A 25,566-nucleotide genomic window follows, 5' to 3' on the forward strand; every position below is an offset into this window, starting at 1 on the left:
AAAAGCCATATTTCCTGAAAATAATGCAATTTTTCACGGGGTAGTATTGCAAAAAACTCCATTTGTGACGCAGCCTTTATCATCGTGGACAATTGCTATTTGCTGTTATCATGCTTTGCATAGAATAGCTGCAAACTAATTGTCCTTCTAATTTATGGAAGCTTTCAATCCGATTCCACCAGAATGGGTCGAAAAGGCTACACACGCGCATGGGTTTTGTTGTCCTAAATGCGGGCATCTGCCTAGCAAAGCTGAAGCCGTGTGGATTAACCGCCGATCGCCTGTTTATACTGAGAACCATCAGCGCAAGTGGCAAGAGTTTTATAAGTGTGAATGCCAATCGGCTTGGTGGGCTTGGAGCAATGATCGCCCTCCTTCCGAATTTAGCGATCGCGCAATTCGCTCCACCTATGACGAAGATTTAAATTGAATCCATGAGATCGCAAATTGCCTTAGTGCTGGCTTTGTATTTTGTGGCAGGTGCTTATGCTAGTTTTTTAGCAGATTGGACGGGCTTTTACACAGTATTTGGTATTGGTTTTGGTCTAGCGCTAGTAGTCCCTGCGATTTGGAAAATGGGCCCTAAGCGTTGGGTATATCTTTTAGCAACTTTAATTGCTGTATTTGCCTGTTTTTATGTAAAAGTCCGTACTCCTCAACCTACGGATAATGACATTTCCAAATATGCGCCGATATCTAATGCGATCGTGCGGGGTGTGGTGGTAGAGGCTCCGAGTATGACAAGGAGCGAGCGGGGTAAATTTTTGTTAGAGGTGCAGGAAATAAATCCGTCTGGCAAATTGAATTTTAAGATTTTAAGTAGTCCGAGCAATCTTACTAGCGCAAATGCCAACCCCACTCCTAATAACAATGATAAAAAAACTGATCAGAAGGATCAAAAATTTGTAGCCACTTCTGGCAAGCTTTATGTGACCGTGCCGCTAATTGAGGTGACTGGACTCAGGGCAGGACAGGCGATCGAGCTTTCAGGAAGATTATATTTGCCCAGCCGTGCTGATAATTTTGGGGCTTTTGACTTTAAGGCTTATTTGGCGCGTCAAGGAGTATTTGCAGGCTTAAGTGGGCGATCGCTGGTGGTGAAAAGTGATCCACCAAATTTTGGCGAATGGTGGTTTGTGAGTCGCATTGTCCGTTCCCATGTGATGGGGGCGGGTGTGCCAGAAGGTTCATTGCTTAGCTCGTTAGTCTTGGGGAGCCGCGCCGTAGATTTACCGAGTGATCTTAAGGACTTATTTATTCAAGCAGGTTTGGCGGCTGTGCTAGCGGCTTCGGGCTTTCAGGTAACTTTGGTGCTGGGCGCAGCGATCGCTGTTACTCGCCATAATTCGCTAAAAATTAAATTTTTAGTGGGTAGTCTCTGTTTACTGGGATATTTACTGCTCACAGGCGCTAGTCCATCAATTTTACGCGCAGTCGTAATGGGCTTCGGTAGTCTCATCGGTTTAGTGGTACAACGCCGCAGCCGTCCTGTGATTGGTTTAGTAATCACCGCCGTATTGTTGTTAATCTATCAACCCCTCTGGATTTGGGATTTAGGCTTTCAATTTAGCTTTTTAGCTACCTTGGGCTTAGTTACGACCTCTCGTCCCATTTCTGAACGTTTAGAATGGCTACCTCCCGCGATCGCTGAATTAATTTCTGTTCCGATCGCCGCCTATATTTGGACATTGCCATTGCAATTATTTGTATTTGGCAAGCTCACCCCCTATAGCTTGCTCGCTAATGTAATTACTACGCCGCTCGTAGCGATCGGAACCTATGGCGGGCTGATTAGCGGATTTTTAGGCTTAATTTTTGTGCCTGTCGGGGCAGCAATCGCATGGTTGCTCTATCCCATCTTGCATTGGACGATCATCTTTGCCCGATGGATTAACACCTTGCCCAATGCGAATACCAATGTCGGCGCAATTCATCTTTGGCAGATGTTACTTGCTTACATCTTATTTATGGCAATTTGGGTATTACCTTGGTTTGGCAAGATGCAACGCTGGACGATCGCCTTCGTATTAGCCTGTGTCGTCCTATTTGTACCGAACGCGATCGCCCAGAGCAGTACTTTTCAGGTGACATTGCCTGCCTTCAACGATATCCCTATAATGTTTGTAAAAAATCAAAATCAAACGATCCTGATTAATAGTGGCGATCGCCAATTTGCGTCCTTTACGATGCAACCATTTTTACAAAAATCAGGAGTTAATCGACTGGATTGGGCAATTTCTACCGACACCCAGCCCGATGTTAGCGATGGCTGGAATGCCTTGATTTCAAACTCAATTGCGGTCAGTAATTTTAGAGATATTAGCCTTGGCGTAACGCCCAAACCCTATCAAAATTTGCAGCAAGCCCTCGCCGCCGCCAAAATTCCTCTAGCCTCACTCAAGGTAGGAGAAACCCTCAAAATCAATAACGCCGTAGAAATAGAATTAATCAATCAATCGCCAGATATCCTCAAAATTAAAATAGGTGATCTATCTTGGTTATTGCTAACGACGACAGATCCGAAAGCTCAACAGGCGATCGCCTCTAAAAAAGATTTGCTCCCCAAACTTACCGCCAATATCTTATGGTGGACTGGTGGGCAAATTGAGCCAACCATCCTGCAAGCCATTAACCCCAAAATCGCGATCGCTTCCGCAACTAGTGTTGTCGAAGAAATGGTTAATCAGCTATACGAAGCCAAAATTCGCGTATTTTGGACAGGTCGTGATGGTTCAATTCAATGGACTCCCGAAAAAGAGTTTCATACCCTACGCGATCAACAGGATACGCGATCGCCAATTTAGTTAACTATCTAGATATATAGCAGTGGTCACTTGGAGTAGGACAAATCAAAACCCCAAAAGCAAGTTACGACCCTTCGCGCCGCAACTTATCTTCTGGTTTTGTGTCCTAATAAGAATGGCAACAGCTATAGCAATCCTAAAGCTATAAAACCTACTAACTTGCAATATCAGTATGGAATCGCAACTACAACAAATTAAAAACTTTTATCATCACAAAGCTTTTTGGTTGTTTGCAACTGTTTTTGGTTTATCGATTTTACATTTTTACTACATATGGAAAATGACTTCAAGGATTCCCACCCTTCTGGATTTTTTGGGATGGGCAAGCATTATCTTTTTGCTATGGAAGCATCAATATAAAGTGAAATTTAGAGGGAGGAATATCTCTATAGCCATAGGTTTATTATTAACTTTCTGGATGATTATTAGACATGGATTAAGTCAAGCAGAATCATCTGTGGATGTACTTGCAAGATTTTTTCCTCTCATAACTATCACAGGGCTATTGATGATCATTAGTGGATTCAGAAGGCTGCATTTATTTAAATCAGAAATGCTCATTGCCACGCTAATATCTCTGCCTTTTGCTTCTATTTATAATCTATTGAGTCCCATTGTTAATGTTGATTCTCAATTACTTACATTTATGCTTCACTATATAGGGTTTAGTGTGGTCAGAAAAGGCTCATTAGTTTCATTACCAAACGGCTCCGTTGAAGTGATGGGAACCTGCTCTAGTGTGGGACCAATTTTAACAATGTTGCCATTTGTAGTTGTTTTATTAAGTATTTATCCAGCCAGTAAAATCAAACAGATATTTATTTATATTGGGACAATTTTCTCCATTATTTTTGTGAATGGGATTAGGTTATCTTTGCTAGCTATTTTAATTAACAGAGGTGATATGTCTAATTTCGATTATTGGCATACAGGGGGAGGCGCAGGTATTTTCTCTAATATTATTGTATTTACCATTGGTGGGCTAACCTATCAGATACTCAATAATGAAAACAAATCTAAATCTCGATCTAAAGCTTTGAGATTAAATCATTAGGAAAATTATTAAATAAATATTTAAATGAGTTCTCTTAAATTTAAAGACAAAAAATTAATCTTAAGCCAATTCAGCAAGACTAAAAATATTAGCTTAGTCACCGTTTTGATAGCAACCTGTACCGCGATCGGTATTTATTTATTTATTCCCTCTTCTAAATTACGCGCAAAATATCAACTACCTCCACAAATAAGCTTATCTGAGTGGAAATTTCAATCTAGTAATCCTCTCGATAAATTGTACGTAAACAGAGCGATATCTTCTCAAAGATACATTTATAAATCTACTAATGAGGAAGTTTTACAAATTGATCTTTTATATATTAATGGGATAGTTAAAGTTCCCCAATACTTATTAGATTTAGGTTTAAATTCTTCTAAAAATAGATTGGTTAATCGTTATGCTCAAGAAACGGGACATTATGTATTATTCTCAGATCAAAAAAGAGCATATTTATCATCTTGTATTAATCCCAGAGGAGGCTCTACAATTACTGAAGATCAGTTTATGCAAAATCGAAACACCTATGATATAAATCCAGAGAGAATAATTTCTTACCTATTAGGAACTACTGATCTCCGAGATACAAGATGCTTATTTACAATTATGTCAATTTCATTAGAAGATAATAATGAAAGTAATAATTTGGATGCTCAAAAGGCTAATTCCTTAGATAAAAGTTATCAAAAACTAGAAAAAACATGGATTAATTGGCATAAAGATTGGCAGAAAAATTTCCCTAAAAATTAAATAAACAACAATTCCATTGACTTATAAAAACCACCCACACAAATTCAAGCTACTAAAATAAATCGGAGACTAATATGCAAGACTTTCAAATCCCAGCGATGGGTAGACAAACATTTTCTTTAATCAGAATACTCGGATATTGCTCTCTTATTTTATTTCTGTTAGATACTTGTAGCATTGTATTACCACCTAAATTTACTGATTCAGTGTGGGAATTAAACACTTATGGACAAATAGTCGAGAGAGTTCCTTTATTACTGTTTTCTTTCCCTTTTATCTTTTTTGGGGAATATAGCGCAAGGGTAAAATGGGAACAGATTGCTACTAAAATAGCTTCTTGGCTAACTATTGGAATGGCTATATTGTTCTTTCTAAATATCCCTTTAGGAATTGTTAATACATTTCGTGTGCAAGATATTCGTCAGGGTGATGTTATTGCTAAAGCTGCACAGCAAAATGGACCAGTTCAAGAAGTTGCGGAACGCTTAAGTAAGGCTCAATCTGATAGCGAAATCAAGAATGTTTTAAGAAGCATTAATCCCCAGCAGCAAGCGGCTGTAGCTCAAATTTCTAATCCACAGGAAGTTAAGAAAAAGATTCTCGAAGAAATCTCTACTTCAATTACCAAAACGCAAGCCCAAGCGGATGAATCTAAACGTCTAATCAGTTCTTCCATCTGGAAAGACACAGTGAAATGGTCATTTGGAGCTTTATTGTCTGGCTTATTTCTGTTGTATATCTGGATGCAATCAAAGTGGGCAAGGGTAGGCATTGATTATTAATTAACAGGGCATAATTAAGAAACAGAACAAAACCTATGGCGCAGCGATCGCCACAGGTTTTAGAGCTTTATATTTAATTGAGCCGAGATACTTAAAGAGTTATTTAACATATTTCAAATATTGAATCTATGAACAAGCGATCGCTATTTTTGTCAATTATTTTCACCAGTCTATTCACCGCCTTACCCGTTTCTGCACAGTATTCTGGGCTAGGCAAAGATAGCCTCGATCCGCAAGTTCTGAAACGCTATGTCCCACCCGCATTGCCCCCCATCGTCACGAGACCGATTGAGTCAATCTTAGATGTGCGATCGCCGGGATTAGGGACTGTGACCCCAGACGGTAAGCGGATGTTTTTTACTTGGGGAATTTCAGGGACAGTACAGGTATGGCGGCTCGATGGCGCACAAAAATTTCCTGTGCAGGTTACGGGCGGACAAGATGCCACCACGATCTCTGGGATAACTCCCGATGGTAAATATCTATTGCTATCCCGCGATCGCCAAGGCGAAGAAAACCCCGGCTTATATTTGCAATCTACGGATGGCGGAGCCTTAGAAGTCATTCAGCATGAGCCTAAAGTCCAAACGTCGCTGCAATATATTGGCAATGATTCACGCACGATTTATTTCAGTGCCAATGACGTTAAGCGAGACTCCTATGTCATCTATCGCTACGATTTGCAAACTAAGAAAAAAGTCCAAATTTCTGGTGGGGATGGCATTTGGTGGATTGCCGATGTGTTTGTGAATCCCAAAACAGGCGATCGCGAAAAATTTCTCTTTGGCAAAGCAACTGGCAGTCTATCCCGCGAATATTACGAATACGATGTGAAGACTCGCCAAACTACACCACTGCTCGGTCAAAACGAGAAAGAAGACTATAGTGTGCAGTATGGAACTAAGGCTAATGAATATTTAGTTCTAACGCCTAAGTTTGACGAATTTAGCCGCCTCTATCGCTATCAAAATCAAAAATTTACACCGATTACTCCAGATATCAAAGTGGATATCGCTAACTTTGATATTGACGATCAGCGCCAGCGCATTCTTTACACAATCAACGACAAAGGCTATACGCGCCTCAAAGCGATCGCGGCGGATAATCTGACCGAAATAAAACTTCCTGAATTCGCTAACGCCGACCATATCTACACAGGCTTAACCACCCGCAACGGACGATTCACCACTATTGGGGTCGAAACCGCCAAGGCTCCACGCCTCAGCTATGTTTATGATTGGCAAACTCAGAAATTAACTCAATGGGTATTGCCTAGTACCCCTGAAATCGATACGAGTAAATTTGTCACCGCGAAGCTAGAAAGCTATCCCACTAGAGATGGCGCATCCATTCCCATGTTTGTCTACCGATCGCCAAACTGTGAAAATACGCCCCAAAATCCTCTGGTCAAGCCTTGCCCTGTGATTGTGCATTTTCATGGTGGTCCCGAGGGACAAAGTACCGCAGGCTTTAATCGCTATGCTCAGCTATTTGTAAATGCAGGTTTTATCTTTGTGGAACCGAATGTACGTGGTAGCGATGGCTATGGCAAAACTTGGCTGAATGCCGATAATGGACGCGATCGCCTCAAAGTCCTCACCGATATCGAAGACACATCGATCTTTATTCGCAAAAATTGGCAAGCTAACGGGCTAACTCCTAAAATCGGCATTGTCGGCGGTAGCTATGGCGGCTATGCTGCTCTGATCGGGATGTCTAAGTTTGCAGGTAGTTATGATGCTGGTGTATCGAATGTGGGCATTAGCAATCTAGTCACGTTTTTAAATAACACGGCTCCCTATCGCCGCATCTTGAGAATTAGTGAATACGGTGACCCCGTCAAGGATCGCGATGCTTTAATTGAACTATCGCCTGTGACCTATAGCGATCGCATCAAAGCCCCCTTACTAATCATCCAAGGCGCAAACGATCCGCGTGTCCCCGTAGGCGAGGCAATCCAAATCCAAAAAATCCTCGAACAGAAAAAAATCCCATCACAATTAGTCATCTTCCCCGATGAAGGTCACGGCTCCAGCAAACGCAGCAACCAAGTCTTAGAAATTGGCTACACTCTAGACTTCTTCAAAAAACATTTACAAAACTAGCCTTTAGAGATTGGTCTAACCTTTTCTCTATTTTTTTAGATTAGGATGTTCCTTTATGCTTTTCTAATAAATTGCCAAAAACTATGATTACAGATATCTCAATTCAAAATTTCAGATGTTTTGAGAACACATCAATCTCTGGGTTTAGAAACGTAAATCTTATTACTGGGAAAAACAACTCAGGAAAAACAGCACTTTTAGAATCATTATTTGTAGCTAACTCACCACGACCAGAAACAATTATTTCTCTAAAGAGATATCGTCGCGAGTCGCCAGAATTTGAACAAGCTTTACCTGAGAAATCTTGGGATAGTCTATTTTTTAATCAAGATAAATCCAAAAAAATTTCTATCCAAATTAATGAGGAAATAAATCAATCTAGTAGAGTTCATATGTTCATTAACAATGAACTTGCTGATTCTCTTATAGAAATAGATGAATCAAATAATGCTTCTGGTAGAATAGCAAAAAGATATATAGATCCGCTACTAAATAGTAAATCCAAGAGATCTGGTCTTCAAATAAGTGTAACTGTTAATAATAATACTTATTTTGAAGCTAGCTTACTTGCTACCAGTAAGAATATTTCAATTCTACCTAAAAATGTCGAGTTTCCTAATATTAGAAATGTATCTTTAATATTAGCATCTGATTTGTTTCTAAATATATACCTTGCCAATGAATATGATAAGGCTAGATTTAATAATAGAGAGCGAGAAGTATTGAATGGATTCCAAATCATTGATCCATCTATACAAGTTGTTGAATCTTTTAATATTGGTAGTCCTATGATTTATCTACAAAAAGAAGATAAAAAAAGATTCCCATTATCATTATTTGGAGATGCGATCAATAGAGTTGCTGCTATTATTCTTTCGATGGTAAATAACCATAGTAGTATTTTACTTATAGATGAAATTGAAAATGGTATTCACCATAATAATCAAGCTAAACTATGGAGAATGATCTTTCGTTTATCGAAAGAACTAAACGTACAAATCTTTTCTACTACGCATAGTTTAGAAATGCTCACAGCATTTACTAATGTTGGATTAGAAAGTGAGTTTAGTGACTTAGCTGCACATTTTGAAATGGCTCGAAGTTTTAAAACGGATCATCAGATAATTGGGATCAGACGCGACATAGAGACTCTTGAGTATAGTTTGTCTCATGATAGGGGGGTTAGAGGTGAGTAACCGTCTAATTGTTGAGAGTAAGAATGACAAATTTTTCATTCAAGCTATGGTCAAATATCTCAATATCAGTAACGTAGATATTTTGGAAATCAAGGTAACTGAAAATGACTATTTAGACTTAGATGGTTTAAGTGTAGTCTCCTTAGAAAGAGAACTAAAAACCATAGAGGCAGATGCTCAAAAAAGCTACATCAACAAAGTAGGTATAATTTTAGATGCAGATGATTCTTATTTAAAAAATTTACATAAAATCAATGAAGCACTAGCCAAAGTATTTCCCAATAATCAGAAAATAGAAAAGATTAATTATTTTACTGCTATTCATTCAATAAGTTTTGAAGATCCCATTCAAATAGCTTGTTATTTTGTCAATGTAAGTGGAATAGGAGAGCTAGAAAAATTATTGAAAGAGATAAAAGCTAAAGATTCTACCTATGCTGATTGTCTTGGCAGTTGGCAAGTTTGTCTCCAACAAAATGGTAAAAATCCAGTATCTTCAAAAGATTTTGATAAATTTTGGATTAGCAATTATCTAAGGTTTGATACTTGCTCTAATCGTGACAAAAAACAATCTGAGAGAAAATGTAGTATGTCAGGATTTAGTTACGTTATGACTGAAAAGCTAGATATTTGGAATTTTGAACACCCTGCTTTAAATGAACTCAAAGAGTTTTTAAAATTATTTGACTAACACAAACTCAAGGCTAAAAGTAGAAAATAAAAAAGAGCGCTTTCTAATTAGAAAGCGCTCTTTTTGCAGACAAAATTAAGCGTTAACTTTGCCGTAGAATACGCCGCGAATGATTACTTCCTTGGGTTCAACACCACCGAGGTCGTTATCCGAGGTTTGCTCGGTCTCGAAAGTACCAGCGATTTCGCCAGTGTCAGCGTTTAGCTTCGCGATTTGCAATGACATCGTACCCTTAGAGGTAGAGTCATCCTTTACGCTTCTGTTGTCAAAAGAGTTACGCTTTGCAGGTAAAGCTTCAGCAGCGTCATAGCCGATCGCTAGACCACGTCCCTTAGGATCGATAAAACCTGAACCACGATAGGTTGGTACATCAGTAGAACCAACAAAATCAACGGAGGTAGTAATGCCACTTACACCAGGGGCTGTAGAAGCCTTAAACCCTTTAATGGTGAACAAAATAGCAACAAGCTCACCACCAGGCATTTTTACAGTGATTGGTTGATAGTCCAGACCATCAGTTTCTACCAAGCTGAGGCTACCATCGCTATTGCCAGTAACGGTTGCCTTTACGAAGTCCAGGCTAGAGGTTGAGCGAGTCATTAACTTGCTAGCTACAAACTCAGGCTTTTTGCGCTTATTGTTAGATTCTTCTTTAACAAAAAATGAGGTAGGCTCTAGGCAAAGCTCAGTAATTTCGACAGACTGACCTGAGCCAACGGGAATAAAGTTACGTCCGCCACGAGCAGTCCCCAAAATATCGCCACACTTGTTGGCTAAGCCTGTATTTACAATTTGGTCGTAAGTCAAGCCAGGAGGGACAGCAGCGATCGCATTGCTAGAAAACAAAGCACCTGCGACTAACATACAAAAACTGATACACAATGTAAAAATTGCTTTCGTAAAACTACGAAATTTCATAAATAACCTCTTCTTAATTTAACGGGAAGTATTTTAGGGCTTCTCTGGTTAGAACGAAGCAAAATTCAGACTAACCTCTATAATCACTACCATTTAACGCATCTAAAAATACGATCTGGTTTGGTATTTTAGATTGAGATCGTTAAGGAGTTTGTGGTGCTTTAGACTAGCCATAGAGGTAAGCACGCTAAAGACTTAAATTTATAAAAATTCCAACCACAATATTATCGCGTACGAGGGTACTTAGCTTGGCACAAACTGAAATCCAATCACAGAACCAATCGCAACAGGAGCAAATTACCGATTTATCTGACATTGAAGCCATCAGCGATCGCATTTGGCAAATTGCAACAGAGCAACAGGAAAATCCTGTGGGGCTTTTGCAAATTTTACGCATCTTAGAGGCAACTCATAAACGTATTCGAGACGATTTGTTTCAGCCAGCGTTGCCCATCAGTCGTCATGAATTATTCAATTTACTTCGTGATATCGAGACAAATGGGGGATGGCCGCATATTTATCGGATGAAAGTTCATGAAATTTGCCGATATCTTGAGCAAGAAGAAGAAGATGTGGAAGAATCAACCTAAAAAATGGCTACGCCATTAACCAAACCCTGTGGCGCACGCGCAGCGTGCGCCACAGGGTTTGGTGGTTTTTAGATACTTAAAGCAAAAGGGTGGGCATTTGCCCACCCTTTTGCTTAATCAAGCGTTAGAAAATCTGTTGTGAATTTTCTAGACTCGGCGATATTGCTGATAAGCCGCAAAAAACAGCCCACCAAGGGTAATGAAAATAAGACCGAGGCAAATGCCTGACAAAATTGGTTCTACCATAAAGATTTATTAAACTCACTAACTTAATATTTTAGCCTGAGTTCGGGCTGTAAAAGACAATAAGTTTAAGGCGTGGCTTTGCCGCGCCCTAAACTTATTGTCCTTGAACTCGTTGTAAGGTTTCCGAGAGACTTGCGGGAGGTTGAGTATTCTCAGGGGGCTTTTCGGGAGCAGTTACAGAAGGTACTGGGGCGGGTGGTGCTGCGGGGGCTGGGGGAGGCACATCACCCGTTTGAGGGCTATTGGGTGCGGGTTGCACGGAAAATAGGCGTTCAACATTTTCGTATAACTTTTGCGCCATGATATCGTTAGCCGCTTCAGTTAAATGTATGGGGTCTACAAAGGCTTGCTGATTAGCATCTTGAAATAGCTGATAGAAGTTGAGGAATTTAGTGTTGGGAAAGTTTTTATTTAGAGCGCTATCGATAACCTTGTAGGAATTAGCAAGGCGATCGCTATATTCCTTGCCCAAAGATTTCACAATCCCTTCTTCTTCCTTGGTCAAAGACTTTTGCTTGCCTGTAATCTCAGGCTGAAGCACGATTAGAGAAGGAATATCGGCAACTAGCTTAGTCATTTGCTTGGTGTTGTAGATATAGCGATCGATCCTCTTTTGTAACTCTTTAGGATCTTTGCTAAACTGCTCGGCATTAAAAATCTGGTAATCAGAACTAAAAGTTGTGATGTCCGCAGGAACTACCCATTTTTGCCAAGCTTTGACTAGGTATAGCGAGTTTAGCCAATTATTAAATTGTTGGGTTTGGTGTTGACGATATTGAGCGATCGGATCGCGCAACATCTGCTCAACATTGCCAATCTCATGGGCTGGCTGATTGCTCGATAGTCGCAAATCCTCATAACCATCAAGAATTATTAAGGCATTGGGACTATAGGCGGTAACTCGATGGGCTACTAACGCGAGTTCATTGCCAGAGCTATAACCCGGTACTGCCGCCGCGATTACGCGATAGCTACCATCACGAATGCGTGGAGGTAGGGCTTTCATGGCTTCTACCTGATCGGCAAAGTAGGGTATTTCTTTGGGCTTAAACTTTTCAGGGTTAGCGTTTTGAGCTCGGACGCGATCGTTTAGCAGTTTTTCAATTTTAAATGCTAGGGCTTTCTGATTTTTTTCCGCCATGTTGGTAAAAGCGGTGGAGTTACCAACTATAAATACGCGGATCTCGTTGGCGGATTTATCAATGGGTACTGAAGAATCTTGGCGAAAGCCTTGGTCATTGATTTGCCAATAATCGCTACTTTGACTAGGTAGCAACTCATAGCCCAAAAGAGGACTCCGCCGCACTTGTAAGCGACCTTCATCTGGTAGCCCAGGATAGCTATTACCATTGACATCCTGTAATTTAAAGGCATAGGATTGGGCGATCGCAATACTTTTGTTAGGAGCAAGTTGATTAGTACTGCCTGTTGCTAAAACTGCTCCTCGTGCGATTAGCTCTGCCAAAATTAACAGCAAGGGTAAACCAATCAGAATCAGTAATAGAGTGTTTCGCAACCAAGATGATTTGCGTTTGGAATGCCAAGAAGGGGTGTATCGGGGTCTACGCATGACGAGGCTACAGGTGTGCAGCTTTTTAGCTTATAACAATTTTTACCAAATAAGAGAGAGCGCTTTGCGACCTCTCTTATTTTTATTTAAGTTGAATTAATTCAATCTTGTATCCATCGGGATCTTCAACGAAGGCGATCTCGGTTGTGCCATGCTTCATAGGCCCTGGTTCGCGGGTGATTTTGCCGCCCTTTTCGCGAATGGCTTCGCAAGCGGCATAAATATTTTCCATGCCTAGGGCGATATGACCGTAACCAGTACCAATTTCATAGGTTTCGGTATCCCAGTTGTGGGTTAGCTCAATGACAGCATTACTAGATTCATCACCATAGCCGACAAAGGCGAGGGTAAAGCGTCCATTGGGGTAATCCTTACGGCGCAGTTCCTTCATGCCAAGGACAGTAGTATAAAAATCTAGCGATCGCTCTAAGTTACCAACCCGAACCATTGTATGTAAAACGCGCATGTGGATTTCCTCTAAGTTTTGTTAGAAATATACGAAGCATATTTAGTTAACGATCATAATCTTCATCATCCAGACTCTTGGGTTCAACTAACCAGTCAGAGTTTTGACCACCGATAATCACTTCTTCGATCGCCACATATTCTTTATCAAACTGGCGCAAAGCATTAACTAAGGTATCGATCGCAATCGCGTCGGTAGTTCCTAGGTCAACCCAACACCTTGCCCAATCGTTTTCGTACTCTAGGTCAGTCATGTTGTGCATTACCGACATCATCTCGTCATCGGCGGCTTGGTTGTCATAGTCAAAGTAGCTAACGTCAATACCAGATTCTAAAACTTGCATGTTGCAAGCATTGAAACCACCCAATTTACCAAGTAAAAACCAAGAATTAAATACTTCGTCTAATAGTTGCTTTTCTTGCTGAGAAGGCGTTTCATTAAATTTTATCCAGATCCACAGGTCAAACCAATCACATTCTCGAAATCTAACTTCCATAATCAACTTGCAGATCTTGCAAAAATCTCGATAGGATACATTAATCAGCTTAATTTTAGTCCATAGCGATTACCAATCGTTTTGGATCTACAGCAATTTCTGCTCAAACGAACCACAAGAATTTTTTTGAAAGTGTTGCTTTACAACACTTTCAAAAAAATTCTTGGTTCGATTTTGAGCAGAAATTGCTTGTAGATCAGTCAAATGCTCAGGCAAATTGAAGATGGCGAGGCTTACATTATGATTGCCCAACCCCAAATTGATCGGCAAATTGATCAATTAACCGATTTCCCAATATTGTTGGCATCTGAATATCTCGAATGGGAAGCCAAGCAAGAGCTTAAGCATGAGTATGAGAATGGGGAAATTATCGCCATGACGGGAGGAACCATTCCCCATAGCCAAGTTGCCGCAAATTTTTCAGCATTACTGATTCCCCAATTGCGCGGTAAAGGCTGCAAGGTTGCTATTAGCGATGCAAAAGTAATGACAGAATCTGGGAAATACTACTATCCAGACTTGGTGGTTACTTGCGATGAGCGCGATCGCTTTGCCCATGATTTTTTGCAATATCCTTGCCTGATCGCGGAGGTGCTATCTCCTGCTACCGAAGCACGCGATCGCGGCATCAAGCAGCAAAGTTATATGCTTCTCGATACATTACAAACTTATATATTAATTACGCCAGAGCGTCCCAGAATCGAGATCTACCAACGCCGTGATGATCGAGCTTGGGAATATGTATCCGTTGCGATCGATGGAGAAAATTTTGAGGCTAACGATCCGCTAATTCATATCACCCGCATAGATTTGCAATTCCGATTGTCCCTCCTTTACGAAAATATTGATTTCAGCGAATAAGAAGAAAAAGGGCTATGCCCTTTTTCTTCTTTGTTAAATTGCAAAATCTTTACGGACTGAGGGCAAAGGATTGCCAAGGCAGATCGCTAGAACCATATAGCAGTAAATCTTTTGTAATTTGTGCCGTTACCGCCGCCATCATTACCCCGTTACGATAATGCCCTGTTGCTAGCAAAATGCGGGGATGATTAGGCAAAAAACCTAAAATTGGCGCTTTTACACACTGGGGGCGAGGTCGATCGCCAGCCCATGTCTCTAAAACTTCTGCCTGAGCAAAAGCAGGACACCAAGCGATCGCCTGATCTAACAAAAACTGCACATTTGCGGGGCGTGGCAATACCTCATATTCAAATTCCAGCGTTGCGCCGATCCAGTAGCGATCGCCGCCTAGCGGCACAATATTTATATCGGAATTTATATCCGAGCTATCCTCATTCTCGGCATGAATAATATTTTGGAGATGTAAGTCAGGCACTTTGACTAATAAAGCTTGACCGCCCACAGGTATTAACAAATCTTGCTCTGATTTGGGTAAATAAGGCGCAACTAAGGCATTGCTACCCAAGCCCGCAGTAATTACAAGGCGATCGCTTTTAATATTTCCCAAATCCTGAACGGGTACATTCCAACAAAATTTCACCCCATTTTGAGTAGCCGCTTCCACTAGAGCCTCAACTAATTGCTTGGGATGCACCGCCCGATCGCAAGGACTAAATAAACCACCATCGGCTAACCACTGCGGAAACCGTTGAGACATGTCATCTTGTTCAAGCCATTGCAATTCAAAGCCCTGTGCTTTGCGAATTTCGATCAGCGATCGCGCTTTAATCTCCGCCTCAGGCGATCGCGATAAATTTAAAATGCCATGGCGGTTGTAGAGTATTTGGCGATTAGTTTGCTGGGTTAACTCGGTAATGAGGCGATCGAATCTCCTCAAACTAGCCAAGCGTAAACTAACCAATCCCCCCTTTGCTTTGGAGCTAGAAGCCGCCATCAATACCCCCAAAGAAGCCCCTGTGGCTTGCATCGCTGGTTGAGACTGAGCCTCTAGCACTGTCACCTCTAGCGCATTAGCATCTAAATCTTTACTTAGCTCGTAGGCAAGCATCGCCCCGATCGCCCCACAGCCAATAATTGTGACAGTCGTCATGGATATCTAAAATAAATAAGGAACTGATTTTTTGAGGTGTAGCTTGCCGCGCCTCAAAAAATCAGTTCCTTATTTTACTGCAAGTCCCTTAAACCCCAGATATAGCTGTTGCCATTCTTGTTAAGACACACACCCAGAAGCGAGTTGCGGCGCTTCGCGCCGCAACTCGCTTCTGGGGTTTGATTTGTGCTAATGCAAGTGACCACAGCTATAAAAGTAGCGGCTCAAAGCGCCGCAACTTTTATCTGAGGTTTTGATTGCTGCGATTAACAATTTCCGAAAGTCAGTGATAGACTTTTGATATTAAACTTTTGACATAGATTTGAATCAATGCAAATCCTGTAGCATTTGCAGTCAAAAACTTTTAAACCCGCAAAATTTTTGCATAAAAATCGTGATTACGCTTAATTTGCTGCATCCTGTCGAAGCTATTCCTATCCAAACATGGAAATTTGAATCGGAGCCTGTGATCAAGATCGGACGCTCTGGCGACAATGACGTGATTCTATATAGCTCTGTTGTTTCGCGATACCATGTCGAACTACATCGTCATTCTTTATATTGGGAAATTGTTAATATTGGGGCAAATGGGACATATATCGAGGAACAGCAAATTGACAAAACACGAGTTCAGAGTGGCGTAACTATTCGCCTTGCTACCACTGGTCCCAAGTTGCAAATTTTGCTAGATGGCTCGGAATCGATGACACCTTCCCATAATGAAGTTGCCACCCAGCCTGCCACACCCCACAAGCCAACCGATGGTCGCCCCACTTTTATGGCTCGCAAGTAAACACTCAAGAAGCTAATTTGCTCTCGACGAGGGCAAATTAGCTTCTGGGAGGGTATCTAAATAGTTTTGAGAAAAGCTTAGTTTGTAAGTTTTTCTCAAAATTATTTGGTTTTAAAGTATCAACAATATCGTAATATTATAGACTTGGCATAACTTGACACTTGCTGACAGCGTTGACAGAAGTTGTCACAAATCCCAAAAATGTTTTTTGATTTCTAGATATATTCAATCTAGGCATACTTAATCTAGGCATATTTAAATAATGAAGGTCACTCTAGAGAAGCTTCCCGCTAGTCAAATTGGTTTTGACATTCAAGTAGAAGGGACAAAGTCTCAAGCAATATACGATCGCATTGTCAAAGACTTGACACGGACGATGCAAGTCCCCGGTTTTCGTAAAGGCAAAGCCCCACAGCAGCTTGTACTCAGACAAGTTGGTAGTCAGCGACTCAAAGCAAATGTTCTTGAAGAGCTACTAGAAAAAACCTTAAACGAAGCCCTTAGTGAAAACAAAGAAGTTAAAGAAAAGGCTTTGGGCGGCTTTCAACTAATCACCGATATTGAAACCCTAGTCCAAACCTTCACCCCCGGACAGGAGCTATCCTTTAAGGCGGCGATCGATGTGGAGCCTGAAGTTAGCCTTGCCAAATATCAAGGCTTTACGGTTAAAGCTGAAGAAATTAAGCCTGATCTTACAGAAGTCGATCGCACCCTGCGTGAATTTCAAGTCCGCAAGTCTACCTTAGTCCCCATTGAAGATCGTCCTGTTGAGGCAGATGATGTAGTCACCGTCGATCTCAAAGTACTTGATCGCGCTACAGGCGAAGAACTCCCCGAAGCAGGCGAAGATGACTTTCAGTTAGATGTTGATGAAAAAGCTTTCATCCCTGAAGTTGTGCAAGCAATCATTGGCGCAGCGATCGACCAAGTTATTGAAGTCGAATCTGTTTTCCCTCAAGACTATTACCCCGAAGAATATGTCGGCAAGGAAATTAAATATGTAATTACGATCAAGTCGATCAAGGGTCGGGAACTACCACCCCTTGATGATGAGTTCGCCCAGTCGATTAGTGACAAAGAAACGATCGCTGAATTGCGTGAACTCCTAGAAAAGCGCGTTACCGATGAAGCGGAGTCTAAGACTAAAGCTAATAAAGAGCGTGCTGTGCTTGAGGCGCTAACCGCCGAACTTGAGGTTGAATTGCCTGTAACTTTAATCCAGCAAGAACTAGATTTCCTTGTCAGACAGCAAGCTAGCTATCTGCAAGATCGCATCGATCCCGCGATGGCAAAGCAACTTTTCACTAAGGAATTAGTTGAAGAAATGCGTCGCCTTAATCAACCTGAAGCCGTTAATCGGATCAGACGCAAGGTCGCTCTCGATGAAATCGCCAAGCAAGAAAACCTTACCGTTGATGAAGCCGCATTAAACGAGAGAGTTGCGAATACTTTAGCTGAGCTCAAAGATCCTAATATTGATCCCGCCAGACTGAAGAGCTTAATTCGCGAAGAAATCTTGACCGAAACCTCGGTGGAGTGGCTCATCGAACATTCAGAGATTGAGCTAGTTGAGCAAGGCTCCCTCACGCCCCCTGCGGAAACTTTAGAGGCGATCGCCCCAGAAGACGACAGCGATGTAGTTACCGTCGATGCTACTTCTGAAGAAGCCTAAATATACAAACTAATACCCAATAAAGAAATGGCTACGCCATTTCTTTATTGGGTAAAACCACATTAAATAAGGGGGCTTAAAGCCCCCTTATTTAATGTGGTTTTAATATGATTCTTTAAAAATTCAGGTTGCGGAAATACCTAACTCACATACCACTACAATTTTTAAGGCATAATAGCTTTTGGATAGGTAGACAAATTCCAAGTTTCCTTGGGCTAGTGCATCAAAATCATGGTGAATTCAAAACGCATGTTCTCTTTATCTAGTCAATTAACATCAAATAATTTTGCGATCGCCTCGACCCAAAATCAGGTCGTACCAATGGTAGTCGAACAATCAGGTAAAGGCGAGAGAGCATTTGACATTTTCTCGCGCTTACTGCGCGAACGGATTGTTTTCTTGGGTTCGCAAGTGGATGACACCTCGGCAAACTTAATTATGTCGCAGCTTTTATTTTTAGAAGCTGAAGATCCTGAAAAAGATATTTATCTGTATATCAACTCCCCCGGTGGCTCCGTTTACTCAGGCATGGCAATTCTCGACACGATGAACCATGTTCGTCCTGACGTTTGCACAATTTGTATGGGGTTAGCCGCGAGCATGGGCGCATTTCTCTTAGCATCTGGTGCTAAAGGTAAACGGATGTCTTTGCCTAACGCCCGCATCATGATCCATCAACCGCTCGGTGGCGCTCAAGGACAAGCTGTTGATATCGAAATTCAAGCCAGAGAAATTTTGTATATTAAGCGATCGCTTAATGAAATGTTAGCGGCTAGCACAGGTAAACCCCTTGAGCAAATTGAGCAAGATACTGAGCGCGATTTCTTCATGTCTCCCGCCGAAGCTCAACAATATGGTTTAATTGATCGCGTTTTAACTAATGCCAATAGCCCTCAATCATCTGTCCTATCCCTAGTCTAGCCACAGCGAGATAGCTTATGCCCAGTAAATATGACTCTCATCTAAAATGTTCCTTCTGCGGGAAATCGCAGGAGCAGGTACGCAAGCTAATTGCTGGACCAGGGGTATACATTTGCGATGAGTGTGTGGATTTATGTAATGAAATCCTTGACGAAGAGTTGTTTAATAGCGCTCCCCCCCAAGCTACCCAGCGCAAAGACCCTGCCAATGAGAAGCGTAAAACCAAGACTGCGGCAAATCTCAACCTTAATCAAATACCCAAGCCCCGTGACATCAAGCGTTATCTTGATGAAAACGTAGTTGGACAAGACGAGGCAAAAAAAGTTTTGTCCGTGGCAGTTTATAACCATTACAAGCGCCTCAGTTTCGTTGATTCAACGAGTAAAGGTCAACTTGAAGATGGCGTTGAACTGCAAAAATCGAACATTCTGCTGATTGGTCCGACGGGTTGCGGTAAGACCCTATTGGCACAAACTTTAGCGGAAATGCTAGATGTGCCATTTGCGGTTGCTGATGCCACGACCCTCACCGAGGCGGGCTATGTGGGCGAAGATGTAGAGAATATTTTACTGCGGCTATTGCAAGTTGCTGATCTTGATGTCGAAGAGGCTCAGCGCGGCATTATTTATATTGATGAAATCGATAAAATTGCCCGTAAGAGCGAAAATACATCGATCACTCGTGATGTTTCAGGGGAAGGCGTACAGCAAGCTTTACTCAAAATGCTAGAGGGAACGATCGCCAACGTGCCGCCCCAAGGTGGACGTAAGCATCCTTACCAAGACTGCATCCAGATTGACACCAAAAATATTTTGTTTATTTGCGGTGGTGCTTTTGGGGGCATGGAAAAGCTGATCGAGCAACGTATTGGTAAGAAATCAATGGGCTTTGTGCAGCAAGGTGAGTCAATTCCTCGCGAAAAGCGCACAGCCGAAATTCTTAAAAATCTTCAGCCCGATGATCTCGTAAAATTTGGCATGATTCCTGAGTTTATCGGTCGTGTGCCTGTTACCGCCGTACTTGATCCTCTGGACGAAAAGGCTCTAATGGCAATTTTGACCGAGCCTCGTAGTGCCTTGATCAAGCAATATCAAAAGCTCTTAAAGATGGATAATGTCCAACTTGAGTTTCAGATGGATGCAGTACAGGCGATCGCGAAGGAAGCCTACCGACGTAAGACAGGCGCAAGAGCTTTGCGCGGTATCGTCGAGCAGTTGATGCTAGATATGATGTATGAGTTACCTTCACGGAAGGATGTGACTCGTTGTTTAATCACTCGCGAAATGGTCGAAAAGCTATCGACTGCCGAAATTTTGCAACATCCCGCATCAATGCCAAAACCTGAAACAGCCTAAAGAAATGAATTACCCCGTCGCAAGCGGACGGGGTATTCTGTATAAATCCCAGATTTTACACGCTTCACCTTCCACTCTCTATCTAATCCGCTACATCTTAATTCCCAGCAATTGCGCGATCATAGGTAAAATTGCATCGGCTCTTTCAAGATCGAGATTAGAGAAATTAGCAGTACTGTTTACCTCGATTTGATTTGATTGATTGCGTTTGACACGCTCTCCCATTTGGCGACGTTCGGGTGCAGGGAAAGTGGCAAAGGTACGCCGAAGTAAAGGCAAAACTAAATCAAAAGTATCCGTTGAAAGTTTTGTTACCCAGTTATCAAGCACTTGCCAGAGGCAATCGTCGTGGAGTAATACTAAACCACTACCTTTAAGTAAACCTTCCACCCATGCGGCGGCTTGGCTCGGTTCATTGGCGAGAGATAGAAATAAGCCCATGCGCGTTTCCACATCATCAGCCGCAAATATACCAGCATCAAGGAGCAAGCGACAACAGCAACCTCCCAACAGTCCATGCAGTCCTGACTGATCAGCAAGTTGAGAGAGAACACCGTGCCATGCTGCGGCATATTCAGAATTCTGTAAGAGCAGGATCGCCCGATTAACGGCAATCGCTAATTCATACATCGCCGCCGCCGCTTCATCGTTGAGGGAAGCACAAGCAACGGGCAACCCCACACAAATACGGGTAATTAAGCCATCCATCAGTTGGGAAACAATATTAGTATCGATCTGGCGGACGTTGCCATAGCGCAAAAGGTTAGCGAGGGGGGGGACGGCTTGCATCAGGTGAGAGATATCCGAAGCGATCGCTGCTTCTGCTTGGAGGCGCACCATCAAGTAACTAGCTGCCTCTCCAAGATTAGCAAGTAGAACTTTATCCACTAGTTTCGTGAGCGTGGGTAAATCCTTCGATGCATTGGCTTTATCACGGGTGAACGCTGTCGCCGCTTCGATAATCGTTTGTCCCCATACACCCGCCTCGATTAATCTGACCGCAAATTCTGGTTCCCATTGTAATTGCCAAGGTTCTTTAAAGGTTCCTTTGCTATTGCTGTACTGAGTTTTTCCCCAAGGGATATCGAGCAAGGCTAAGCGATAGAGTAAATGCGATCGCTCTAAGTCATTAGCATTACGCAAATCTAACTCTAGGGCTTTGATCTCTGGCTTGAGACGGAGCCGCTTTTGCTGACGGATTAAGTCCTGTTGCAACGGAACCATTGGCGTATCGTCAGGGACTCTCCCCATGCGATCGCCGACAATCAATTCCTGATGAATGAACTGCATCGGTAAGGGATCGCCAAAACACAATACCGATTGAATGGCTTCGGTGAGTTCGGGTAATCCCGCTAAGGGGCGATCGCGCATTGCCGATAATGCTTCCGCAAGGCGCACTGCTTCGATCACACTTGCGGAAGAAGCATCAATATCTTTGGTGCGTAAGAGTCTGGCGACGCGGGTAATCCAACGAATTGCGACTTGACTCGAACTATGCTGGAAGTTATGCCAGAGATGGTCATACCATCCTGGGGAAACTACGCCTGCTCCATATCCACTGGCGATCGCTAATCTTCCGTAAGTCCAAGGAATCCAAGTTGCTTCTACTTTGACTTTGGGTAAGCCTTTAAGAAGATTGGCATCGTTTTTGGTAGAAGGTAAATTTACGAGGGCAGGAGCGTGCCAAGCTCCACAGACGACCGCAATACGTTCTTTGCCTTCGGATAGAGCGGTGCGAATAGTTTGCCGCATATACGCTTCACGCAATTCTTCGATTAGGCGATCGCCCATACTTTCTGCAAAATCTTCGGCAGCATCTAATTCTTCTCTTAGAGCCGTCATCGCTTCTAAAATCGCCGCAAACAGTTCATGACTATCGCGCCGATGTTCCACCATATATTCCCACCAGCGCTCACCATCACTAAAGCCAGCCACTTCTGCCAGCCAACCGAGGGGATCTTTGCGATAGAGTCTTAAATCAGATTCAGGATTTAGTTCGAGAGGTGTTTCAGAATTTAGCTGGATATCTTCTTGAGAACTTCTTTCTGGCTCTGTTTCAATGGACTCAGGCTTAACTTTAGGTTCTTCTTGTTCTTCTTTTTTAAAAGCTAAACGATGAGCTTGGGGCAGATCCATAAACTTGATCGGAATATCACGCTCTAAGCCATAGCGAATCGCTTGCCATTCGGGAGAGAAGATCGCAAAGGGATAATAGACCGAATTTTCGGGTGATCGCTCTTCATAGATGAGGATAGCAACAGGTGGGTGCATCGCCTCACTCATCACAAAAGGTAACAGAGCCTGAGCATCGGGCGGCGCTTCAATCAGAATGGCATCAGGTTGCAGTTGATCGAGGGCTTGGCATAAACTCCGCGCCGAACCCGAACCATGATGGCGAATGCCGAAAATATGGACTTTCTCTCTATAATTGGAGGTTTGGCGATCGCTGTTCAAGTTTAATCAGCCTCCCGACAAGCACGATATAAATCCTTCCAGTTGTCCCGTTCCTTAACTACTGTTTCTAAATATTCTTTCCAAACAAGCTGATCCTGTACGGGATCTTTGATCACTGCACCAATCAGGCTAGAAGCCACATCCCCAGCCCGTAAATAACCATCTCCAAAGTGAGCCGCCAGAGCTAAACCGCCATTCACAACCGAAATCGCTTCGGCGGTGCTGAGGGTACTGCTGGGGGATTTGAGCTTAGTTTTGCCATCACTGGTCACGCCATTTCGCAGTTCACGGAAGATGGTAACAATGCGGCGCACTTCTTCGAGGGCGGGAGGTTCGGCGGGTAATTCGAGGGCGCGACCGAGACTTTCCACACGACGTTGGACAATATCCACTTCTTCATCGGCGCTATCGGGTACTGGTAGAATCACGGTATTAAAGCGCCGCTTTAACGCACTAGATAGCTCATTCACGCCGCGATCGCGATTATTTGCTGTGGCAATTACATTAAATCCCCTTGTGGACTGTACTTCCGAATTAAGTTCAGGAATCGGTAAAGTCTTCTCTGAGAGAATCGTAATCAAAGTGTCCTGTACATCAGAAGGAATGCGGGTTAATTCTTCGACTCGCGCAATTTTGCCATCCGCCATCGCTCGCATCATCGGACTCGCCACTAGCGCCGCCATTGAGGGACCATCGGCTAATAGACGGGCATAGTTCCAACCATAGCGGATTGCTTCTTCGCTAGTTCCTGCTGTGCCTTGAATCAGCAATGTGGAATCACCAGAAATAGCGGCGGCTAAATGTTCTGACACCCAAGATTTAGCGGTTCCTGGAACTCCAAATAGTAGCAGGGCGCGATCGGTGGTGAGAGTGGCGATCGCAATTTCAATAATACGTTTGTTGCCAATATATTTCGGAGAAACCTCAAAGCCGTTATCTAGCTTGCCACCGAGCAGATAGGTAGACACAGCCCAAGGCGATAACTTCCAATTGGGAGGACGTTGTTTCGTATCAATCTTGGCTAGTTCTGCTAATTCTTCCGCAAATTGATTTTCGGCATGTTCGCGCAATAGGTTTGATACTGAGGTAGTTACTGTGGTATTGTCTACTTTTGCCTTGGCGGTTTTAGAAGTCTTGGCTGGTTTTTCCGTACTCATAGAAATATACGATCAAGGGAATTAAGTTCCCTTTAGTCTTTTGATCCGACTCATTTTAACAAAATGTTTGGAATGATGAGCAATGCTTCTAGTTCTTTACAGAATTTCATACAAGAACTTTGTGGATGCTCTTTACTTAGTTAAGTTTTAGTGACATAGGCTAGGACTGCAAAAATATCATCTCGTTCTAGATCGTCATAGTCTTCTAGTATTTCTTCGGTGGTCATGCCTGAACTGAGGAGTTCTAAGATCATCTCAACGGGATAGCGCAAACCTCTGATGCAGGGTTTGCCATGACAGATATTCTAGTCTATGGTGATGCGTTGTAATAGCATATTTAGATATTCCTTGTTGAATGGGGCGAGACGATTTTACTCTGGATTAAATAGAAAGAGATTTTTCAAATTCTTGTTTTTTGGTAGAGATTAGAGAACGTAAGCGATCGCCTTCTTCCTGCTGTTTCCTCTCCTCAAGTTTTAAGCGATTTTCATGTTTAGAAACATTCTAAACTACCCTAATCTTCATCAACAATCTTTGGTTTACTATTTTTGGATTTCTGTGAATTTATCAAAGCGTCTTGTATTGCCTTCAATTCTTTATCAGTAAGTTTCCATAATTTAGAAGCACATCTATCTAGATCTGCTTCTAAATTCAATACTTGTTCGATATTCCTATTACTAGTTTGTTCATGACATTGCTCAGATATTTCAGCAATTTGTAGATGCAGTGGATTGCTTTCACTAAATTTAGGAACTTTAATATATTCAAGGATGTGAGTAGAAATTTGCGTACTGACAATATATGTACTAGCGACAAATCTAGCAGGACTAGAGTTTAAACATCCACAAACATAATGAGCTTCCACCGAATCTTCAAAGGGAATAATCACAAGTTTATGATCTGGGATCACAATTGTATTAGTCAACAATTCATGTTTAAACGCACCTTGCACAGCACAACACAATTCTGTAGCGATCGATTTCCAGACAACCTTGTAAGGTTTGACTAAAAATTCACCTGTTTCAAATAAAGAACTGATGTTACGTGGAAGGAATAGCCAGTTTTTGGAGTTGAGAGAAACTAGCCCTAATAGCATTGAAGTAGAGTTTAGACTTGAGAGCAAAGTGATTGAGTTTAGTTTTGATCCGAAGGCGCTCTAGCTTAACAAAAGCAAAAAAGCAAGCAAAGATATGATTTTTCTGAGTATGAGCAATGCCCGTGGGCGACTTAGCAAGAGCCAGATTAGATTTTAAAGACTTGTGAAATTCTTCAACTTTCCATCGTTTTTGATAGATTGTGTTGATGTCAGTTGCGGTTAGGTCGAGATTACTGCAAGCTAAATACAAAATCCCTGTAGATTGATTTTTGTTTTTAAAAACTTGCTTGGTGATTAAGACAGGAAAATCAAGTCCCTTCAAAAACGAGAGTGTAAAGTGAAATGTGTAAAGTCTGGGATGTATGCAGAGAGATAATCTAGCCACACAATAACTAACACAAAAACCGATGAATATTCGCAAAGAATTGCTAGATGAATT

Annotated in this window: 24 protein-coding genes and 1 pseudogene; 14 read left to right on the forward strand and 11 right to left on the reverse strand. The window is 42.1% G+C overall.

Features of this window, described 5'->3' with window-relative positions; all coding sequences use genetic code 11:
- Window positions 1–154: 154 nt before the first annotated feature.
- From H6F42_RS12855 to H6F42_RS12890, 8 genes are all read left to right on the forward strand, one after another.
- The gene (locus tag H6F42_RS12855) at window positions 155–430 is read left to right on the forward strand and encodes a hypothetical protein (protein WP_190399753.1); all 276 of its coding nucleotides are present in this window, start codon (window positions 155–157) and stop codon (window positions 428–430) included.
- A gap of 4 nt (window positions 431–434) precedes the next feature.
- A complete protein-coding gene (locus H6F42_RS12860; RefSeq protein WP_190399754.1) occupies window positions 435–2,804 on the forward strand; it encodes a ComEC/Rec2 family competence protein in 2,370 nt (789 codons plus the stop codon).
- Window positions 2,805–2,976: 172 nt separating this feature from the next.
- Window positions 2,977–3,858 (forward strand): archaeosortase/exosortase family protein, encoded by an 882-nt coding sequence (locus H6F42_RS12865; protein ID WP_190399755.1) that lies wholly within the window; start codon window positions 2,977–2,979, stop codon window positions 3,856–3,858.
- A 24-nt stretch (window positions 3,859–3,882) separates the two neighbouring features.
- Entirely contained in the window at window positions 3,883–4,608 is a 726-nt protein-coding gene (locus H6F42_RS12870) for a cyanoexosortase A system-associated protein (protein WP_190399756.1), read from the forward strand.
- Between the two features lie 98 nt (window positions 4,609–4,706).
- The gene (locus H6F42_RS21750) at window positions 4,707–5,390 is read left to right on the forward strand and encodes an HpsJ family protein (protein ID WP_242018437.1); all 684 of its coding nucleotides are present in this window, start codon (window positions 4,707–4,709) and stop codon (window positions 5,388–5,390) included.
- A 128-nt stretch (window positions 5,391–5,518) separates the two neighbouring features.
- Complete coding sequence (locus H6F42_RS12880) at window positions 5,519–7,495, forward strand: prolyl oligopeptidase family serine peptidase (RefSeq protein ID WP_190399758.1); 1,977 nt, start codon at window positions 5,519–5,521, stop codon at window positions 7,493–7,495.
- Window positions 7,496–7,578: 83 nt separating this feature from the next.
- Window positions 7,579–8,691, forward strand: a complete 1,113-nt coding sequence (locus H6F42_RS12885; protein WP_190399759.1) for an ATP-binding protein — start codon at window positions 7,579–7,581, stop codon at window positions 8,689–8,691.
- Complete coding sequence (locus tag H6F42_RS12890) at window positions 8,684–9,382, forward strand: DUF3226 domain-containing protein (protein WP_190399760.1); 699 nt, start codon at window positions 8,684–8,686, stop codon at window positions 9,380–9,382. Before H6F42_RS12885 ends, H6F42_RS12890 begins: the two co-directional genes overlap by 8 nt.
- Before the next feature lie 75 nt (window positions 9,383–9,457).
- Here H6F42_RS12890 and H6F42_RS12895 read toward each other — a convergent pair whose 3' ends face one another.
- A complete protein-coding gene (locus tag H6F42_RS12895; protein ID WP_190399761.1) occupies window positions 9,458–10,300 on the reverse strand; it encodes a photosystem II manganese-stabilizing polypeptide in 843 nt (280 codons plus the stop codon).
- 248 nt (window positions 10,301–10,548) lie between these two features.
- On the opposite strand from H6F42_RS12895, the gene H6F42_RS12900 reads away from it, so the two are divergent.
- Complete coding sequence (locus tag H6F42_RS12900) at window positions 10,549–10,890, forward strand: hypothetical protein (RefSeq protein ID WP_190399762.1); 342 nt, start codon at window positions 10,549–10,551, stop codon at window positions 10,888–10,890.
- 147 nt (window positions 10,891–11,037) lie between these two features.
- Here the strand turns inward: H6F42_RS12900 and petG are convergent, their stop codons facing one another.
- The 4 genes from petG to H6F42_RS12920 all read right to left on the reverse strand — a co-directional run bounded on the left by petG (window position 11,038) and on the right by H6F42_RS12920 (window position 13,668).
- Entirely contained in the window at window positions 11,038–11,136 is a 99-nt protein-coding gene (gene petG, locus H6F42_RS12905) for a cytochrome b6-f complex subunit V (protein WP_071590170.1), read from the reverse strand.
- Window positions 11,137–11,230: 94 nt separating this feature from the next.
- Window positions 11,231–12,706 carry an SGNH/GDSL hydrolase family protein gene (locus H6F42_RS12910; protein WP_190399763.1) on the reverse strand — a complete coding sequence of 492 codons (1,476 nt, stop codon included), beginning with the start codon at window positions 12,704–12,706 and terminating at the stop codon, window positions 11,231–11,233.
- 82 nt (window positions 12,707–12,788) lie between these two features.
- Complete coding sequence (gene gloA / locus H6F42_RS12915) at window positions 12,789–13,172, reverse strand: lactoylglutathione lyase (protein WP_190399764.1); 384 nt, start codon at window positions 13,170–13,172, stop codon at window positions 12,789–12,791.
- A gap of 46 nt (window positions 13,173–13,218) precedes the next feature.
- Window positions 13,219–13,668 (reverse strand): DUF3531 family protein, encoded by a 450-nt coding sequence (locus H6F42_RS12920; RefSeq protein ID WP_190399765.1) that lies wholly within the window; start codon window positions 13,666–13,668, stop codon window positions 13,219–13,221.
- Between the two features lie 204 nt (window positions 13,669–13,872).
- On the opposite strand from H6F42_RS12920, the gene H6F42_RS12925 reads away from it, so the two are divergent.
- Window positions 13,873–14,529 (forward strand): Uma2 family endonuclease, encoded by a 657-nt coding sequence (locus H6F42_RS12925; protein ID WP_242018427.1) that lies wholly within the window; start codon window positions 13,873–13,875, stop codon window positions 14,527–14,529.
- A 49-nt stretch (window positions 14,530–14,578) separates the two neighbouring features.
- Here H6F42_RS12925 and H6F42_RS12930 read toward each other — a convergent pair whose 3' ends face one another.
- Entirely contained in the window at window positions 14,579–15,679 is a 1,101-nt protein-coding gene (locus H6F42_RS12930) for an FAD-dependent oxidoreductase (RefSeq protein ID WP_190399766.1), read from the reverse strand.
- Between the two features lie 394 nt (window positions 15,680–16,073).
- Here H6F42_RS12930 and H6F42_RS12935 point away from each other — a divergent pair, with 394 nt between their 5' ends.
- The 4 genes from H6F42_RS12935 to clpX all read left to right on the forward strand — a co-directional run bounded on the left by H6F42_RS12935 (window position 16,074) and on the right by clpX (window position 20,420).
- The gene (locus H6F42_RS12935) at window positions 16,074–16,472 is read left to right on the forward strand and encodes an FHA domain-containing protein (RefSeq protein WP_190399767.1); all 399 of its coding nucleotides are present in this window, start codon (window positions 16,074–16,076) and stop codon (window positions 16,470–16,472) included.
- Between the two features lie 262 nt (window positions 16,473–16,734).
- A complete protein-coding gene (gene tig / locus H6F42_RS12940; RefSeq protein WP_190399768.1) occupies window positions 16,735–18,144 on the forward strand; it encodes a trigger factor in 1,410 nt (469 codons plus the stop codon).
- A gap of 249 nt (window positions 18,145–18,393) precedes the next feature.
- Window positions 18,394–19,065 (forward strand): ATP-dependent Clp endopeptidase proteolytic subunit ClpP, encoded by a 672-nt coding sequence (gene clpP / locus H6F42_RS12945; protein WP_190399792.1) that lies wholly within the window; start codon window positions 18,394–18,396, stop codon window positions 19,063–19,065.
- A gap of 17 nt (window positions 19,066–19,082) precedes the next feature.
- The gene (gene clpX / locus H6F42_RS12950; protein WP_190399769.1) at window positions 19,083–20,420 is read left to right on the forward strand and encodes an ATP-dependent protease ATP-binding subunit ClpX; all 1,338 of its coding nucleotides are present in this window, start codon (window positions 19,083–19,085) and stop codon (window positions 20,418–20,420) included.
- 90 nt (window positions 20,421–20,510) lie between these two features.
- Here the strand turns inward: clpX and H6F42_RS12955 are convergent, their stop codons facing one another.
- The 5 genes and pseudogenes from H6F42_RS12955 to H6F42_RS12975 form a co-directional block, all read right to left on the reverse strand.
- Window positions 20,511–22,874 (reverse strand): DUF5682 family protein, encoded by a 2,364-nt coding sequence (locus H6F42_RS12955; protein WP_190399770.1) that lies wholly within the window; start codon window positions 22,872–22,874, stop codon window positions 20,511–20,513.
- A 2-nt stretch (window positions 22,875–22,876) separates the two neighbouring features.
- Window positions 22,877–24,031, reverse strand: a complete 1,155-nt coding sequence (locus H6F42_RS12960; RefSeq protein ID WP_190399771.1) for an AAA family ATPase — start codon at window positions 24,029–24,031, stop codon at window positions 22,877–22,879.
- Between the two features lie 140 nt (window positions 24,032–24,171).
- On the reverse strand, window positions 24,172–24,333 hold the full coding sequence (locus tag H6F42_RS21910; protein WP_347272307.1) for a DUF433 domain-containing protein: 162 nt from the start codon (window positions 24,331–24,333) through the stop codon (window positions 24,172–24,174).
- A gap of 212 nt (window positions 24,334–24,545) precedes the next feature.
- The gene (locus H6F42_RS12970) at window positions 24,546–25,154 is read right to left on the reverse strand and encodes a hypothetical protein (protein ID WP_190399772.1); all 609 of its coding nucleotides are present in this window, start codon (window positions 25,152–25,154) and stop codon (window positions 24,546–24,548) included.
- A pseudogene (locus tag H6F42_RS12975) lies at window positions 25,072–25,566 on the reverse strand (hypothetical protein); the annotation flags it as partial. The gene H6F42_RS12970 and the pseudogene H6F42_RS12975, both read right to left, overlap by 83 nt.

This window comes from Pseudanabaena sp. FACHB-1998, assembly GCF_014696355.1.
Lineage (GTDB): Bacteria > Cyanobacteriota > Cyanobacteriia > Pseudanabaenales > Pseudanabaenaceae > Pseudanabaena.

Coding starts and splice junctions, on each gene's coding strand:
- H6F42_RS12855 (WP_190399753.1), top strand. CDS start 155: ATGGAAGCTTTCAATCCGATTCCACCAGAATGGGTCGAAAAGGCTACA.
- H6F42_RS12860 (WP_190399754.1), top strand. CDS start 435: ATGAGATCGCAAATTGCCTTAGTGCTGGCTTTGTATTTTGTGGCAGGT.
- H6F42_RS12865 (WP_190399755.1), top strand. CDS start 2,977: ATGGAATCGCAACTACAACAAATTAAAAACTTTTATCATCACAAAGCT.
- H6F42_RS12870 (WP_190399756.1), top strand. CDS start 3,883: ATGAGTTCTCTTAAATTTAAAGACAAAAAATTAATCTTAAGCCAATTC.
- H6F42_RS21750 (WP_242018437.1), top strand. CDS start 4,707: ATGGGTAGACAAACATTTTCTTTAATCAGAATACTCGGATATTGCTCT.
- H6F42_RS12880 (WP_190399758.1), top strand. CDS start 5,519: ATGAACAAGCGATCGCTATTTTTGTCAATTATTTTCACCAGTCTATTC.
- H6F42_RS12885 (WP_190399759.1), top strand. CDS start 7,579: ATGATTACAGATATCTCAATTCAAAATTTCAGATGTTTTGAGAACACA.
- H6F42_RS12895 (WP_190399761.1), bottom strand. CDS start 10,300: ATGAAATTTCGTAGTTTTACGAAAGCAATTTTTACATTGTGTATCAGT.
- petG (WP_071590170.1), bottom strand. CDS start 11,136: ATGGTAGAACCAATTTTGTCAGGCATTTGCCTCGGTCTTATTTTCATT.
- H6F42_RS12910 (WP_190399763.1), bottom strand. CDS start 12,706: ATGCGTAGACCCCGATACACCCCTTCTTGGCATTCCAAACGCAAATCA.
- gloA (WP_190399764.1), bottom strand. CDS start 13,172: ATGCGCGTTTTACATACAATGGTTCGGGTTGGTAACTTAGAGCGATCG.
- H6F42_RS12920 (WP_190399765.1), bottom strand. CDS start 13,668: ATGGAAGTTAGATTTCGAGAATGTGATTGGTTTGACCTGTGGATCTGG.
- H6F42_RS12925 (WP_242018427.1), top strand. CDS start 13,873: ATGCTCAGGCAAATTGAAGATGGCGAGGCTTACATTATGATTGCCCAA.
- H6F42_RS12930 (WP_190399766.1), bottom strand. CDS start 15,679: ATGACGACTGTCACAATTATTGGCTGTGGGGCGATCGGGGCGATGCTT.
- tig (WP_190399768.1), top strand. CDS start 16,735: ATGAAGGTCACTCTAGAGAAGCTTCCCGCTAGTCAAATTGGTTTTGAC.
- clpP (WP_190399792.1), top strand. CDS start 18,394: ATGTTCTCTTTATCTAGTCAATTAACATCAAATAATTTTGCGATCGCC.
- clpX (WP_190399769.1), top strand. CDS start 19,083: ATGCCCAGTAAATATGACTCTCATCTAAAATGTTCCTTCTGCGGGAAA.
- H6F42_RS12960 (WP_190399771.1), bottom strand. CDS start 24,031: ATGAGTACGGAAAAACCAGCCAAGACTTCTAAAACCGCCAAGGCAAAA.